Source organism: Bacillus sp. Marseille-P3661 (genome assembly GCF_900240995.1).
Classification (GTDB): Bacteria; Bacillota; Bacilli; order Bacillales; family Bacillaceae_J; genus OESV01.
The window spans coordinates 1,723,298-1,737,966 of the sequence record NZ_LT965953.1 but is presented as its reverse complement, the minus strand read 5'-3'; the positions used below and the strand labels follow the sequence as shown (position 1 = coordinate 1,737,966).

16 protein-coding genes are annotated in these 14,669 nt (G+C 35.9%); 14 read left to right on the top strand and 2 right to left on the bottom strand.

Features of this window, described 5'->3' with window-relative positions; translation table 11 throughout:
- The first annotated feature begins 126 nt into the window (after positions 1-126).
- Positions 127-1,536, top strand: coding sequence for an IS110 family transposase (locus tag C1724_RS08120; RefSeq protein ID WP_102344753.1), 1,410 nt, complete (start codon positions 127-129; stop codon positions 1,534-1,536).
- A 386-nt stretch (positions 1,537-1,922) separates the two neighbouring features.
- Here the strand turns inward: C1724_RS08120 and C1724_RS25540 are convergent, their stop codons facing one another.
- Positions 1,923-2,069: a hypothetical protein gene (locus C1724_RS25540; RefSeq protein ID WP_180994178.1), complete on the bottom strand. Its 147-nt coding sequence runs from the start codon at positions 2,067-2,069 to the stop codon at positions 1,923-1,925.
- A gap of 320 nt (positions 2,070-2,389) precedes the next feature.
- On the opposite strand from C1724_RS25540, the gene qoxA reads away from it, so the two are divergent.
- The 4 genes from qoxA (at position 2,390) to qoxD (ending at position 6,217) form a co-directional block, all read left to right on the top strand.
- Complete coding sequence (qoxA, locus tag C1724_RS08115) at positions 2,390-3,325, top strand: cytochrome aa3 quinol oxidase subunit II (RefSeq protein ID WP_102346177.1); 936 nt, start codon at positions 2,390-2,392, stop codon at positions 3,323-3,325.
- Between the two features lie 65 nt (positions 3,326-3,390).
- A complete protein-coding gene (gene qoxB / locus C1724_RS08110; RefSeq protein ID WP_102346176.1) occupies positions 3,391-5,334 on the top strand; it encodes a cytochrome aa3 quinol oxidase subunit I in 1,944 nt (647 codons plus the stop codon).
- Positions 5,335-5,336: 2 nt separating this feature from the next.
- Positions 5,337-5,933, top strand: a complete 597-nt coding sequence (gene qoxC / locus C1724_RS08105) for a cytochrome aa3 quinol oxidase subunit III (protein ID WP_102346175.1) — start codon at positions 5,337-5,339, stop codon at positions 5,931-5,933.
- A 2-nt stretch (positions 5,934-5,935) separates the two neighbouring features.
- Positions 5,936-6,217 carry a cytochrome aa3 quinol oxidase subunit IV gene (gene qoxD, locus C1724_RS08100; protein WP_102346174.1) on the top strand — a complete coding sequence of 94 codons (282 nt, stop codon included), beginning with the start codon at positions 5,936-5,938 and terminating at the stop codon, positions 6,215-6,217.
- 9 nt (positions 6,218-6,226) lie between these two features.
- Here qoxD and C1724_RS08095 read toward each other — a convergent pair whose 3' ends face one another.
- A complete protein-coding gene (locus tag C1724_RS08095; RefSeq protein ID WP_102346173.1) occupies positions 6,227-6,493 on the bottom strand; it encodes a hypothetical protein in 267 nt (88 codons plus the stop codon).
- 151 nt (positions 6,494-6,644) lie between these two features.
- Between C1724_RS08095 and C1724_RS25535 the strand changes: the two genes are divergently transcribed.
- The 9 genes from C1724_RS25535 to C1724_RS08060 all read left to right on the top strand — a co-directional run bounded on the left by C1724_RS25535 (position 6,645) and on the right by C1724_RS08060 (position 14,615).
- Positions 6,645-6,785: a hypothetical protein gene (locus C1724_RS25535; protein WP_180994177.1), complete on the top strand. Its 141-nt coding sequence runs from the start codon at positions 6,645-6,647 to the stop codon at positions 6,783-6,785.
- A 215-nt stretch (positions 6,786-7,000) separates the two neighbouring features.
- Entirely contained in the window at positions 7,001-7,705 is a 705-nt protein-coding gene (locus C1724_RS08090) for a response regulator transcription factor (RefSeq protein ID WP_102346172.1), read from the top strand.
- Positions 7,702-9,108, top strand: a complete 1,407-nt coding sequence (locus C1724_RS08085; protein WP_102346171.1) for a sensor histidine kinase — start codon at positions 7,702-7,704, stop codon at positions 9,106-9,108. The genes C1724_RS08090 and C1724_RS08085 overlap by 4 nt, the downstream gene beginning before the upstream one ends.
- Before the next feature lie 17 nt (positions 9,109-9,125).
- Positions 9,126-9,257: a hypothetical protein gene (locus C1724_RS26045; protein WP_258000310.1), complete on the top strand. Its 132-nt coding sequence runs from the start codon at positions 9,126-9,128 to the stop codon at positions 9,255-9,257.
- Positions 9,258-9,533: 276 nt separating this feature from the next.
- Positions 9,534-10,448, top strand: coding sequence for a C40 family peptidase (locus C1724_RS08080; RefSeq protein ID WP_102346170.1), 915 nt, complete (start codon positions 9,534-9,536; stop codon positions 10,446-10,448).
- A gap of 145 nt (positions 10,449-10,593) precedes the next feature.
- Complete coding sequence (locus C1724_RS08075) at positions 10,594-11,694, top strand: GerAB/ArcD/ProY family transporter (protein WP_102346169.1); 1,101 nt, start codon at positions 10,594-10,596, stop codon at positions 11,692-11,694.
- A complete protein-coding gene (locus tag C1724_RS08070; RefSeq protein WP_258000309.1) occupies positions 11,691-13,241 on the top strand; it encodes a spore germination protein in 1,551 nt (516 codons plus the stop codon). Before C1724_RS08075 ends, C1724_RS08070 begins: the two co-directional genes overlap by 4 nt.
- Before the next feature lies 1 nt (position 13,242).
- On the top strand, positions 13,243-14,409 hold the full coding sequence (locus tag C1724_RS08065) for a Ger(x)C family spore germination protein (protein ID WP_180994176.1): 1,167 nt from the start codon (positions 13,243-13,245) through the stop codon (positions 14,407-14,409).
- Positions 14,409-14,615, top strand: a complete 207-nt coding sequence (locus tag C1724_RS08060) for a hypothetical protein (RefSeq protein ID WP_102346167.1) — start codon at positions 14,409-14,411, stop codon at positions 14,613-14,615. Before C1724_RS08065 ends, C1724_RS08060 begins: the two co-directional genes overlap by 1 nt.
- The last annotated feature ends 54 nt before the right edge of the window (positions 14,616-14,669 follow it).

Genomic DNA, 14,669 nt, shown 5'->3' with positions numbered 1-14,669 from the left:
AACGACCAGTGTACCTAGTATAGTAAATAGTTCAAAAACAATAAAAAGACCACCGTTTTCATTGTAAAATAGAAGTACCTATCACAGAACTTCCAATTACTATCCCGACCAAAGGAGATGAAAACGATGGTATATACATCATTGAATCATATTCAAGGAAAAAAAGGAAGTCGATGGGCACAATTTTTGCGAGACATTGGAACTGAGAACTTATTAGTCGTGGCAATAGATGCAGCTAAATTTACTCATAAGGCAATGGTTTGTAACTTTTATGGGGATATACTTGTTAAACCTTTTGAGTTTGATGCATCCATGACGGGATTTGACGCTATTAAAAGAATCATTGAAATTGAAAAAGAGAAACATGGGAAAGAAAAAGTGATTGTCGGTATTGAAACAACGGGGCACTATTACGAGGACCTGGTACGGAGATGTCATACTGTAGGTTATCATGTACGCATCATAAATGCAGCCACAACCGCACAAGAACGACAAGCGCTCTTAAATTGGGCGAAAACAGATAATTTAGATCTTATGGCTATTGTACAATCTATCCTTCATGGTCGAGGGACGTCTAGTGAACTATCTTCTGGTAAAGTTTACACTTTACAAAAGTTAACACGTGCTCGTCGTGAATTGGTAAACGAACAAACCATGACGCAGAATCTTATAAGAATGCACATGGACCATATTTTTAGGGAGTACCAAGGAAAAAGTATATGGATTAAGGGAAAGCGTGAACATATAAAACCCTTTTCTGATCTATTTGGTAAAGCCTCCCTCTTCATGATGAGAAACTACCCGCATCCAAGCGATATACTAGCCCTTGGAGAGGCAGGCTTACGCAAACTATCTATTCGTGAAAACCTTAAATTAAGAGACGATTGTATAAAGACCTTAGTAGAGTTTGCGAAAGAATCCATTTCTCAATCAAAAGACCATGTGGAAGTGGAACTATTTCTTCTGACCCAAAAACTTGATCGATTGGATTTATTAAAGGAACAGATCAAGGTCTTAGAGGAAAAGATTGAAGATTTGTTCGTAGAAACAGAAGGTGCAATGATTCTTAGTGTACCAGGTATTGGGGTTGTGACCGGGGCTGAATTGTTTGCAGAAATGGGGGAAATCTCCGATTTCACTCACGCGGGGCAACTTATAAAGATGGCAGGGACGAATCCGATTGTCAAACAATCCGGCGGTAGAAAACCGACGTATTATGGTATTTCTAAACAAGGGAGGAGACCTTTTAGGAATATTGTATATCAAGTGGGAAAATCCTTGTCTACCAACAATCCTGAAATGAAGGAGAAATATCTAGCTTTAAAAGATAGAGGTAAATTAACCGGTCAAGCCTATATTGCCATTGGAAATCGAATGATTCGTCTAGCCTTTTCAATGATTCGTAATCAAACTTTATACCAAACAAGACAAGAGAACTATGTGTTATTAAAAGAATTAAGCAAAAAGCTACGAACTAAAAATGTAAAAAAGTTTTATGAAAAGCACGTCTCGTTATCAAGTGGCCTATCAGCATAGTTAAAAGATTAGTTGTCATAAAAAAATTACTTTACTAACACTTGTTTTACTAGAAAAATGGAGCTCCTCTAGGACGTTAGATCACATTGTCATCGAACCTGAGGCTAATGACCTCGTGGGACAGCGTTATGGATCTTGTCCTATAAGTACGAATAATACGTGAAAATCAAAGTTTATATCGCTAGGCAGTATCTCTGTAGGATGAAAAAAGCAAGATCCTTTCACGTTCTAGAGGAGCTCTATATATACTTTTCTGTGATAGTTGAACTTTACAAAAAATGGAATTTGTAGGTTTTACTTAAGGTCGGCCTTTTTTAAATAAAAATGTCCCTTGACTTATTTACCATTATACGCTGTCCCTCTGACTCACCTCACTCACCTCTGGCTTATATTCTTATTTCTTTAAAATTCCCTTCTTTAATAGGCTCATTAATTTCTACAATGGGCGGTTTTGAGTTATGGACTGGACTCATTTCGGAGACAACCCCAGCCTTAGGCATTGAATTTTTTTCATCATTTAAATGTTTTTCCATTTGTGTCACCTCCGCTATATAGTTTTTGATACAGGCCAGGATTTGATTCATTTTGAAAGGTTTAATTAAAATTAAGCAGATTTTCGTTCATAACGAGCATTGGTACTAAAGCTACCTAGTGCTCGTTTTTTGTTTTCGCTCAAACAATGTTAAGGGCAGATGGTTTTTAGTGATGCATTTGTGACGATTTTGTGACTTGTTTTAGTTCTTCACAATATCTACAAACTTACTTGTTAATATAACTAATTGTAATTAGTAGTATATTGTAACAACTCTAGTTGTAAAGATTTGGGTTCCTGGTTAAAGAAAGGAGTACTTGTATGAAATTCAAATGGGGTTTCTTAGTATTTATTTTTACTATTGCCACAGTGCTAACAGGATGTGAACCATTGATGGTATTAGATCCTAAAGGGCCACAAGCTGAAAGACTATCCAATGACATTATGTTATCCATTGGGATTATGTCCTTTATTGTTGTTGTCGTTTTCACACTTTTAGTTATTATGCTCGTAAAATATCGAGCCTCTAAACAAAGTGAAGATTATGAGCCACCACACATTGAAGGAAATCCATGGGTTGAGGCGATTTGTGTGGGCATTCCTGTATTAATTGTTGCTTATCTTTCTTTCGTTTCTGTTCAAAGTAACTTTATTGTTGAGGCTACGCCAAAAGGATACGAGGATAAAGAACCATTAATCGTTTATGCTTCATCTTCTAACTGGAAGTGGCATTTTAGTTATCCAGATGAAGACATTGAAACTGTTAATTATTTGTATGTTCCAACAGACCGGGCGCTTGAATTTAGACTATATTCATTCGGTCCGATTACGAGTTTCTGGATTCCGCAGCTTGGTGGACAAAAATATGCAATGGGTGACATGGTGACCACATTACATTTAGCAGCGGATGTTCCAGGGGAATATATGGGACGAAATGCAAACTTCAGTGGGAAAGGATTCGCTGAAAATACATTTAATGTTAAAGCTATGCCTGAAGATGAATTTAATGATTGGGTAGAAGAGGTTAAGGAAACAGCTGAATCTCTAACCGAAGATAAATTCAATGAGTTATTAGAACCTGGTCATCTAGGACAGTTAACGTATACAGGGACTCACTTAGATTTCTCACCGGCTCCACATAGCCACAATCACGCTGACTCATCTGATTCAGACAAAGATGCTAAATCTGGGAAATCCACTATATCTGACATAAAGTTACACAGAGAAAATTCTGATCATAACAACATGAAACATTAAGATTTTACCAAGCTGTTCCATTAAAAACATGACAAGTAATAATTCTTGAAAGGAGTCACAAGCATATGGATTTCTTTGATCGATTTGCGGTACCTCATCCAAGTGCAGCGATTTATGTATCGATGGTGGCCATTAGCTTAACCGTAATTGTCATAATTGCTGGTTTAACATATTTTAAAAAATGGGGTTACCTATGGCGAGAATGGTTAACAACCGTAGACCACAAGCGTATCGGTATTATGTATTTAATTTCGGCATTGCTAATGCTATTCCGCGGTGGTGTCGATGCGATTATGATGCGCGCACAGCTTGCCGTACCAGAGAACACACTTTTAGATGCACAGCACTATAATGAAATTTTCACAACGCATGGGATTGTAATGATCCTATTTATGGCGATGCCATTTATTATGTTCTTTATGAACTTCGTAGTTCCATTGCAAATTGGGGCACGTGATGTAGCGTTCCCGCGTTTGAATGCACTTAGTTTCTGGTTATTCTTCATGGGAGCGATGTTATTCAATATCTCGTTCGTCGTTGGTGGTTCGCCAGATGCGGGCTGGACTTCTTATTTCCCACTTGCAGGTAATGAGTTTAGTGAATCTGTAGGGACCAATTATTATATGATCGCCATTCAGATTGCTGGAATTGGGACGTTAATGACGGGGATTAATTTTATTACAACTATTCTTAAAATGCGAGCACCTGGTATGACATTAATGAAAATGCCAATGTTCACATGGTCTGCTTTTATCGCAAGTGTAATTATTGTATTTGCATTCCCAGTATTAGCCGTATGCCTTGCAATGGGAACCATGGACCGCCAATTTGGAACAAACTTTTTTACATTGGATAATGGCGGGATGGATATGCTTTGGGCAAATATCTTCTGGGTGTGGGGCCATCCTGAAGTGTATATTTTAATTTTACCGGCATTTGGTTTATTTAGTGAAATTATTTCAACCTTTGCACGTCGTAATCTGTACGGCTATAAATCGATGGTTGCCTCGATGGTGATTATTTCACTTTTATCCTTTTTAGTATGGGCGCACCATTTCTTTACAATGGGGCAAGGGGCGTTAACAAACAGTATATTCTCGATTACAACAATGGCGATTTCAGTACCAACTGGAGTGAAGCTCTTTAACTGGATACTGACGCTTAGGAAAGGGAAGATTGTTTTTACGACGCCAATGCTATATTCGATGCTTTTTATTCCGCTTTTTACATTAGGCGGTGTGACCGGGGTCATGCTTGCGATGTCGGCGGCTGATTACCAATACCATAATACGATGTTTTTAGTCGCTCACTTTCATAACGTAATCATTCCGGGTGTAGTATTCGCTATGCTTGCAGGTCTTACTTACTATTGGCCGAAAATATTTGGTTTCATGTTGAATGAGAAGATAGGCAAATGGACGGCATGGCTGCTTTCCATTGGCTTTACCTTAGCGTTTATGCCGATGTATATTACAGGTTTAGATGGTCAAGTCCGCAGAATGTATACGTACTCTGAATCAACTGGATTTGGTCCACTAAATATGGTCTCGTTTATTGGAGCTATGATTATGGCGATCGGGTTTGTACTAATTGTATATAACATTTACTACAGCACTCGTTATGCTTCAAGAGATATTGGAGACGATCCTTGGGATGCACGAACGCTAGAGTGGGCAACCCATACCCCAGTACCGGAATATAACTTTGCAGTACTGCCACATGTTGAATCAAATGAAGCATTTTGGGATGCTAAGAAAAAAGGTATTGTTTTATTTAATGGTGATTATGAGAAAATTCATATGCCAAATAACAGCGGGATACCGTTTATCATGAGTTGTATTTTCTTCGTATGGGGATTCTCATTTATATTCAGTTTGTGGATTCCTGTCATTGTAACAACAATAGGGATTTTTGCATGTATGGCTCTCCGTTCATTTGAACAAGATCACGGCCATTACATCACAGTTCAAGAAATTGAAGAGACAGAAACAAAATTGCGAGGTGCCTAAATATGAAAATTGATCACTCGCTGCCTCTTGAATATAGTACGGATGAAAATCGCTTAAAAATCTTAGGTTTCTGGATTTTTCTGGGTGCCGAAATAATGCTGTTTGCAACGCTATTTGCATCCTACTTCACATTAGTGAATCGCACAGGTAACGGCCCAGCTGGAGCAGAGATTTTTCAAATCACTCCGGTGCTAGTTGAAACGATCTTGCTTTTAACAAGTAGTTTTACGATTGGGCTTGCTATACATGCGATGCGTATAGCTCATGTAAAAGCAATGTTGACATTCTTTTCAATCACACTTTTTTTAGGTCTAGGATTTTTAGGAGTTGAGATCTTTGAATTCATTACGTATGTTCACGAAGGGGCAGCCTTACAAACAAGCGCATTTACATCCATCCTGTTAACAACATTAGGAACACACGGAGCACACGTAACACTTGGTTTATTTTGGGGATTATTTATTATCTTGCAAGTGAATAAAAGCGGCTTAACACCACAAACAACCAATAAGGCATTTATCTTCTCTCTGTATTGGCATTTTCTAGATGTAGTTTGGATTTTCATTTTCAGTTTCATCTATTTGAAAGGAATGATGTAGATATGAGCGAATTATTCCCGCGCAAACAAGTAATGGGATTTATATGTTCATTGATCCTTACTGCCGTTGCTCTTGCTGTATACTTCTTTAATATGTCGTTCGCGGTTGGCTTAACCGTGCTGCTTGTAACAGCATTCGTACAAGCAGGTCTTCAGCTTGTAGTGTTTATGCATGCTGGTGAAACCGAGGATAAGGGAGCCATCTTTACAAACGTTTATTACGGATTAATCATCGCTCTCGTTACGGTTTTCGGAACATTGCTAGCGTTAGTCTGGGATATGTAATTGGATGTGTTAAAAGGAGTGCCTTGATGGTAATCCTTTTAACTTTTTAATTGGAGTAACCTTTATTCCTTTTGGCGTTTTTTCCAGCATTTCTTCCGTCGCTACAAAAAACACGCCAATCAAGAAAATAAAAATAGCACCGATAACCGTTCCAATTCCAATCGGTGTTAAAATGCTGTAACTGCTTTTAAAACAACCAAATAAGATTGTTATAATTCCAATTGTCAGTATAGTACCACTTATATATTTTACTGCATTTAATATCTTCGATTTCATGTCGTGCCTCCTTTATCTACAATATATTATCTGTCAATTTAACTGAATTGTCAAAATTATTTGTAAAATTACGATGCACTATTGAACGGTTTGAATCTTTTATAAAAATGAGGAAACAATACAAAAATAGTAATAGGAAAGGGGGATATCAATGACTGATCAATCATGGCGTGTAAATTCCTATCAAGAAGGAGCATATAAAGTAAGCGTCAGAAAAAATTTAGAAAATGATCGTGTAGATGAAGGTGATCATGATGAAAAAGCAAAACGAAAAGTAAATCCTAAAAAATAGGTAGTAGGCTTTTAAATGAGGCCTGCTTTTCTATTTTTTCTCATTAACTTTAAAAGGAATCCCAGTATTAAACTTAGGTTCATAAAATCTACACATATTATTGGTACAATATATTTTAGCTTTGAAGATACTAATAATTGTAGTAGGTGAAAAATTGCGAGTCAACTACTACGTTGATAGGTCCATATTATCCGTGAAGTTGGAGGTGCTGTAATTTGGAAAAACCTACTATATTAATAGTTGACGATGAATGGGATATGAGAAATTTATTGAAGATTCATTTACAACGTGACTTTAAAGTGATTGAGGCTAAGGAAGGTAAAGAGGCGATCGCAATAGTCGATCAAACTCCTATTGACATAATTATCTTGGATATCATGATGCCTGACATGTCTGGCTGGGATGTTTGTGAAAAAATTAGAAAAAAAAGACAACTGCCTATTATGATGTTGACAGCTAGAACGGATATCAAGGATAAAGTTCGCGGCTTAGAAATAGGTGCAGATGATTACCTGGTAAAGCCATTTGCACCTGAAGAGCTTATAGCAAGAGTGAACGCTCTTCTAAGAAGATCCTATTATAAAGAGGAACAATATAATGATTCAACTATAAATATAGCTGATGAAATGAGCATCAATACCGATTTAAGAAAAGTTTCCGTTCATAGTAAAATTATTGAATTAACACCAAAAGAGTTTGATTTATTCGCATTAATAGCTATGAACCCAAAACGAATATTTAATCGTGAAACACTCTTAGATAAAATATGGGGAATTGATGATCCAAAAGATGCACGCACTGTTGATACCCACATTAAAAATATAAGAATTAAGGTTCGCGAAGCTGGTTTATCCTTTAATCCGATACGAACGGTATGGGGAGTTGGTTATTCATTTCAATCCCCTGATGATTTAACATGAAACGTTTGGGAATTGTTGCGAAAATAGGCGGTACGATTGCAATACTAATTCTAACTATCATCCTGCCATTAGGGATCGTTATTGATCAGGTTTTTTCAAACTTCTTTTATGGAAAAATGTACGAACGTATTGATGACTTATCAGCAAAATATGCTAGGTCTATTGATGATATCTATGATCCTACCTTTTCTAGCTTTTTTAATGCAATTGCTGAGTTGACAGATACGGAAATTTTAATTATATCTTCCGATCGTAAAATCATTTCTAGCTCAGGTTTCTCCGAATTTACACAAGGACAAGCATTACCAGAAAGTCATCCATTTATGAATGATTTAAGAGTTGACGAACCAGGACAGTACAAGGACAGAGTCACAGATAATCATTATTTGTATTCAGGAAAACAAATAAAAAATGATAATGTAGTGCATGGTGTAATTCTTGTATTTACTTCGTTGGAAGATATTTATCAATCTATTGCTTTGTTTCGTCAGTCATTGATGTTATCTGTTACGGGTGCAATTATAATAGCATTGGGTTTCACTTACATCGTTTCAAATAGGTTATCGCGTCCGTTGCTTGAGATGGAGAAGGCAACAAGAAATCTCGCTAAAGGAAAGTTACATACGAGAGTAGTAAGTCAATCAAAGGATGAAATCGGTTTATTAGCGGACGCGATCAATGATTTAGCAGTAGAATTATATGATTATCGGGAAAACCGAAAGGAATTTTTAGCATCTATTTCACATGAACTTAGAACCCCTATGACTTATATAAAGGGGTATGCCCAAGTCATTCGAAATCAATTATATGAAACAGAGGATGAGAAAGAGCGATATTTACTAACCATTGAACAAGAATCGGAAAAAATGTCTCGGTTAATTGAAGATTTATTTGAATTATCAAAAATGGAATTAAATAAACTCGATATTCAAGTTGAATGGATAGATGTGATCGAGGTCATGGAACGTGCCATTTGGAAAACAAAACAAAAAGTAAGTGAGAAGAATCTTAAACTAAAGTTTAACTTTGAGCCGAATGTAGCACTTTTACATGTGGATGGATTTAGATTAGAGCAGATTTTTATAAATTTAATTGAAAATGCTATCCGCTACACGAATCAAGGACAAATTGATATTAATATTTGGCAGAGTAAGAAATCTGTAAAAATTACAGTGCAGGATACGGGAAAAGGAATACCAGAAAAAGATTTACCATTCATATTTGATAGATTTTATCGAGTAGAAAAATCACGTTCGAAGGAATATGGGGGAACAGGACTCGGCTTAGCAATTGTAAAAAATTTAACCTCGTTAATGCATGGACAGATTGAAGTGAAAAGTGAATTAAGCAAAGGAAGTTGTTTTACGTTTACTTTCCCTGTGAAAATGGAAGAAAACAATTAATTTTCTGAGGTGATCGTGTGTTTACTAACAGTAATCGAACAATTTCAATGGTTGATATTGTGAATAAACTAAAATTAAAAGGTATTAAAGTAGAACTTACAAAAACTAAAGCCCATATCATAAAAATAGATAAAAGATTAGTAAATTAAATACTATATTACGGATTCTATATTTTAACCATCATAACTCTAACTTTTGTTTGCGGTGTGATGGTTTCTTTTTTGTATAATATTTTCTAGTAAATATTTGAATGAGAGCGGAAGATAGAAAGAATCATGATTGGAAAAAAATATGAGGCGATTTTAAAAAATTTACAAGAATGTTACAAATATAAGAAATTCTCGTTTCTTACAAAATTTCTTCACATTTTTCTGATAGAATAATAGATAATTCAACAACAAGAAATTTGGAGGTGATCACCGAAGATGAAGAAGATATTTTCACTTGTCGTAATGGCTATTACAATTTGTTTTTCTACTACAATCGTTAACGCAGAAAGTACAGCTGACAGCCTCATTAAAAATTCAAAAAAATATATAGGCACACCTTATGTATTTGGTGCAAAGTCACCATCAGCTGGGTTTGATTGTTCAGGGTTTGCTCAATATGTGTTTGAGGAAAAAGGCATTCAATTGCCAAGAACTACAAGCCAGCAATTTAAGGCAGGTAAGGCAATAAATAAAAAAGATTTAATAAAAGGGGATTTGGTGTTTTTTCAAACATATAGAACTGGTCCATCTCATTTAGGGATTTACATAGAAAACAATAAGTTTATTCATGCATCAACTTCTAAGGGGATAACAATATCTTCACTGAATGAAAGTTATTGGAATTCACGGTACATAGGGGCCCGAAGAGTATTAACTTCACAACAGATCATAGATGTTGAGAAAATTTTTAATGACGTATCATCGCAATATTGGGCTTTTGATGAAATTAAGGACTTAAAAGAAGATGGAATTGTTAGCGGTGATGGGAATGGGTTTAATCCTGAAGACCCCATTACGTATGAACAAGTAAAGACAATGATCACTAGATCATTAGGTGAGAAAGAATTCCCAAGTGATATTGAGTTAGAAGAGAAAGATTCTACTGATCAATTAACTAGGGAAGAAGTATCGGCTATAATTAATACGGCATATGAATTGGAATCAAATTCAAATAATGAAAATGATGTTGAATTTAATGATATAAATGAATCAGATAAGTATTATAGTGATGTTCAAAAGGCAATCTCAAGTGGATATATTGGTGGCTATTCCGATAATACCTTTAGACCACATAAATTAATCACAAGAGCAGAGTTTGCGGTTATCTTATCAAGAGTAAAGAATATCTAAGTTTCTAGATCAGAGGGACAGGTCCATTGGCTCAACAAACGAGCCAATGGACCTGTCCCTCTGGTTTTTATTTTGTTGGGATTAATCTAAGTATTTAATGACTATAACTAGTAGTACTAACTTAACTAAGTATTGAGGTGCCTTCATGGAAAAGATCAAAATTACTAAGATACAAGCCTTAATGCTAGGAATTTCAAGTATTACAGTAACTGGCCATCTTTTGTTTATTCCTGTAATAATTGGCCATGCTGGTCGAGATAGTTGGATTTCTTTAATACTTGCTATAATTCCGGCCATCCTAACTGGTTTTATTGTCGCTCTTTTATCACAACGTTATCAAGGTTGTACTATGGTTGAGTATTGTCAATTGATACTTGGAAAATGGTTGGGTAAATTGGTCGTAATCACTTTTTTGATATATTTTCTTCATGAAGCTAGTTTATCTATTAGAGGATTTGGAGATTTTTATACTACTGCGGTTACACCGCGAACACCTATTTTAGTTTATTTAATCGCTATACTAATACTTGCTGGATATGCGGTGCGCTGTGGTCTTGAAGTAATTGCGAGAACGAATCAGGCGATCCTTGTCTTTTTAATACCCATAGGGATTTTGGCCTCTATCCTTACACATAAGGATAAGGATTATCGTAATTTCCTGCCAATTCTAGAAGACGGAATGGGTCCTGCATGGAATGGCACTCTTTCAATTATTTCATTATTTACCTCGATTTTTGTTTTAGGTATGGTTTTTCCTTTTGTGAATGACACAAAACAACTAAAAAGGTACTCCATCATTACAATGTTACTCCTGATTATTATGTTTATTGGTCCAGTTACGGGCGTTGTTGCAATTTATGGGGAAGAAAGAGCACAGGGCCTTTACTTTCCTACCTTCCTACTATTAAGAGATATAGAAATAGGCGCATTACAAAGATTGGACATCTTAGGGATCCTTCTTTGGTCATTAGGATCTTTCACAAAAGTGTCTTTATTTCTGTATGCCATTGTTCTTGGTATAGCCCAGTTATTTAAGATGGAAAACTATAAAATTTTGGTCGTTCCTATTGGAGCACTGCTTGCCATCGTTTCTATAGTAAATAGTGAGGATTTGATAGGAGTTTTCCGCTTTTTAAAAGATTACTATCCTTATTATGTTACATTTGTTGGATTTATTTTACCTCTTGTCTTACTAGTTATAAGCCAGTTTAAAAAGGCAAAAAGAAAGGTTAGAGGGGCGGAATGATGATGTTTAGGAATTGGGAAAAAGCTAAACAAACGAATTATAAAAACTCTAAAAGCGATCAAGAAAATCCATTACTCCTGTCTGAGCTTGATAAAAATATTAAAAGATATAAAGAATTATTTGGTGATGATTCTGATTTTTCCATTAGGTATCTGCAAGGTGATAATCGGACAATTGCAATTATGTTTATAGATAGCCTGGTGGAAAAAGATACAATCGACCACTATGTAATCCATCCCTTAAATCGTCAACTTACTAGTGAAGTATTTACTTTTGACAATCTTATTTTGTCTATAACTAAATTGAAGGAATTGACCAAACATAAAGAACTAGTTGAACATCTATTACTAGGCTATACAATTATTTTGATGGATGGACAAACAAGAGCTTATGCTGCAGAAACGACAGGTGGGGAAAGAAGACCTGTTTCAGAATCTACCGTAGAGACGGTTGTCCGCGGACCCCGTGAATCTTTTAATGAATCGATGATATCCAGTATTGGATTAATTAGAAAAAGGTTAAAAACACCTAAGTTAAAGGTATATAAGAAATCCATTGGTAAGGAAACTAAAACTTCCATAGCTGTCCTTTCAATAGATGGAATAGCCAAAGATAAAATTGTCAAAGAAGTTATTTCACGTATAGACAAGTTAGATATAGATGGCATCCTTGAATCACTTTATATAGAGGAGATGATTGAAGATCCTAACGGTTATACACCATTTCCAACGGTTTTTAACTCAGAAAGACCCGATCGAATCGCAGCTGGTTTATTGGAGGGTAGAATTGCCATAATCGTTGATGGAACTCCTGTTGTACTATTGGTTCCTGCAACAATTGGTCTTTTCTTAACATCTAACGAAGATTATTATCAACGTTATGATTTTGCAAGCTTTATGAAAATGTTGAGGGGATTTACTTTTATACTATCATTTATTTTACCAGGATTATATGTAGCTTTACTCACTTACCACCAAGAAATGATACCGTCTCCATTATTAATAGCGATCACTGGACAGCGAGAAGGGGTACCCTTTGGTATTGCAATAGAAATTGCAATAATGGAGTTTACCTTTGAAGTTTTAAGGGAAGCGGGGCTAAGATTGCCGAAAACCGTTGGTGCAGCGGTTTCGATTGTAGGTGGTTTAGTACTTGGCCAAGCGGCAGTTGAAGCGGGTCTGGTTGGTCAAGCAACCGTTATTGCAGTTTCGCTAACGGCTATATGTTCCTTCACAACACCTTCTTACAATATCGCAATCACTGCAAGATTAATAAGATTTATCTTATTAATTTTATCTGCTGTTTTAGGGGCATTTGGTCTGATTTTCGGATTACTCCTCTTATTCATTCATTTAAATTCTTTACGATCATTTAGCGTACCTTACTTATCACCTGCAGTTCCTTTTCATAAGGAAGATTGGAAAGATTTATTTATTAGAGTTCCTTGGTGGGATATGAATCAAAGACCAGATGAGATTACAGATGATAATCAAAATAGGATGCCAAACCCAAGCGAAGACCATCATTTTAACGGGAGAAATAGATAGTATGAAGTATAAGAATTGTTGGTTAGTTGTTTTCTGTTTATTCTTTTTAAGTGGTTGTTGGGATAAAAAGGAATTAAATGAAGTAGCTGTGGTGATGGGGGTAGGTGTTGATAAGGTGGAAGAAGAATATAAAATAACAGCTCAAGTTATTAAACCACCTTCTGGAGAGAAAGGTGGTAGTGGCTCCGAGTTGCCTACCTGGAGTGTTTCTGCAACAGGAAATACAGTTATGGGTGCGATTAGAAACTTAAATGAGTTGTCTCCACGTCGTTTTTATTGGGCGCACTTACAAATAATTATTTTCGGTGAAGAACTAGCAAAAGAGGGAATAGGGCCAGTAATTACATGGTTTGAAAGAGATAGTGATAGTCGGGCAGGAGCACTGGTTATTGTGACCCAAGGTACTGCAGAGGACTTATTAAACAACAAAATAGAGCTAGGCGATGTTCCAGCAAAATCGATGGCTGATCTGATCGAAGGATCGACGTTGAGACAAATAAACGTAATGGAGGTTAAGCTAAGAGACTTGATGACAATTCTCGCGACCCCCGGTATAGAGCCGGTACTAGATGTAATTAATCCAAAGAAAATTCGGGGAGAAGTAGAAACGTTTGAGTTAGATGGTGTTGCGATCTTTAACCATGATAAGTTAAAAGGTTATGTTACTGGACCTGAAACATTAGGGATAGAAATCATAAATAACAAGTTGAATTTCTCTATAATTGAAGGTATATGCCCTGAGAGTCAAAAGGAAGATGAGTTCTTTGCATTTCAAATTACTGATTTTCAAAGCAATGTTCTACCACAAGTGAAAAGCGAAAAAATTATTTTTAAGGTAGATGTAACTTTGGAGGGGAATTTGCTTGACCAGACATGTAACATCGACTTGTTAAGGAAAGAGCAATTAAGATCAGTGGAGAAAGAAATTGCTAAAAACCTAGAAGAGAATGTAGTTAACGAATTTCAAATTGCTAAAGATATGGATTCTGATATATACGGGATTGGGAGAGAGTTAAGACGATTCTATCCTGATTATTGGAGCGAAATCCGTGATTCGTATGCATACTTAGATCGTGTGGAGTTTGATATAAAAGTGAAGTCTAATGTAAGGAGAACTGGGTTAATCATTGAGCCAACACAAGTAAAACTTAAGGATGTGCCTGAGTAATGGACACTTTTTTATTATTCATCCTCTTTATCTCCATCTCCTTTATGGATTATCGCCGTATGATGAAGGCAAGAAAGGTGAAGGCATTGGTTATTTATACATGCTTCTTAAGTTTTGCCTTTATCATGAGTGAATTACACATTTTAGAGGTGAAGGTAATTGGTTTAAACCAGATTGTTTCTTCCGTAGTCGAATTATTTATTTAAATAGCACCACATAATGCTATTCCTTTTCCGAGTGCCTAGTCACTTTAATTGGAT

What these genes read in the sequence shown, in the direction of transcription:
- qoxC (WP_102346175.1), top strand. Translation starts at nt 5,337, where the DNA reads ATGAAAATTGATCACTCGCTGCCTCTTGAATATAGTACGGATGAAAAT.
- C1724_RS08095 (WP_102346173.1), bottom strand. Translation starts at nt 6,493, where the DNA reads ATGAAATCGAAGATATTAAATGCAGTAAAATATATAAGTGGTACTATA.
- C1724_RS08070 (WP_258000309.1), top strand. Translation starts at nt 11,691, where the DNA reads ATGATGATGTTTAGGAATTGGGAAAAAGCTAAACAAACGAATTATAAA.
- C1724_RS25535 (WP_180994177.1), top strand. Translation starts at nt 6,645, where the DNA reads ATGACTGATCAATCATGGCGTGTAAATTCCTATCAAGAAGGAGCATAT.
- qoxA (WP_102346177.1), top strand. Translation starts at nt 2,390, where the DNA reads ATGAAATTCAAATGGGGTTTCTTAGTATTTATTTTTACTATTGCCACA.
- qoxB (WP_102346176.1), top strand. Translation starts at nt 3,391, where the DNA reads ATGGATTTCTTTGATCGATTTGCGGTACCTCATCCAAGTGCAGCGATT.
- C1724_RS08085 (WP_102346171.1), top strand. Translation starts at nt 7,702, where the DNA reads ATGAAACGTTTGGGAATTGTTGCGAAAATAGGCGGTACGATTGCAATA.
- C1724_RS08080 (WP_102346170.1), top strand. Translation starts at nt 9,534, where the DNA reads ATGAAGAAGATATTTTCACTTGTCGTAATGGCTATTACAATTTGTTTT.
- qoxD (WP_102346174.1), top strand. Translation starts at nt 5,936, where the DNA reads ATGAGCGAATTATTCCCGCGCAAACAAGTAATGGGATTTATATGTTCA.
- C1724_RS08075 (WP_102346169.1), top strand. Translation starts at nt 10,594, where the DNA reads ATGGAAAAGATCAAAATTACTAAGATACAAGCCTTAATGCTAGGAATT.
- C1724_RS25540 (WP_180994178.1), bottom strand. Translation starts at nt 2,069, where the DNA reads ATGGAAAAACATTTAAATGATGAAAAAAATTCAATGCCTAAGGCTGGG.
- C1724_RS08120 (WP_102344753.1), top strand. Translation starts at nt 127, where the DNA reads ATGGTATATACATCATTGAATCATATTCAAGGAAAAAAAGGAAGTCGA.
- C1724_RS08060 (WP_102346167.1), top strand. Translation starts at nt 14,409, where the DNA reads ATGGACACTTTTTTATTATTCATCCTCTTTATCTCCATCTCCTTTATG.
- C1724_RS08065 (WP_180994176.1), top strand. Translation starts at nt 13,243, where the DNA reads ATGAAGTATAAGAATTGTTGGTTAGTTGTTTTCTGTTTATTCTTTTTA.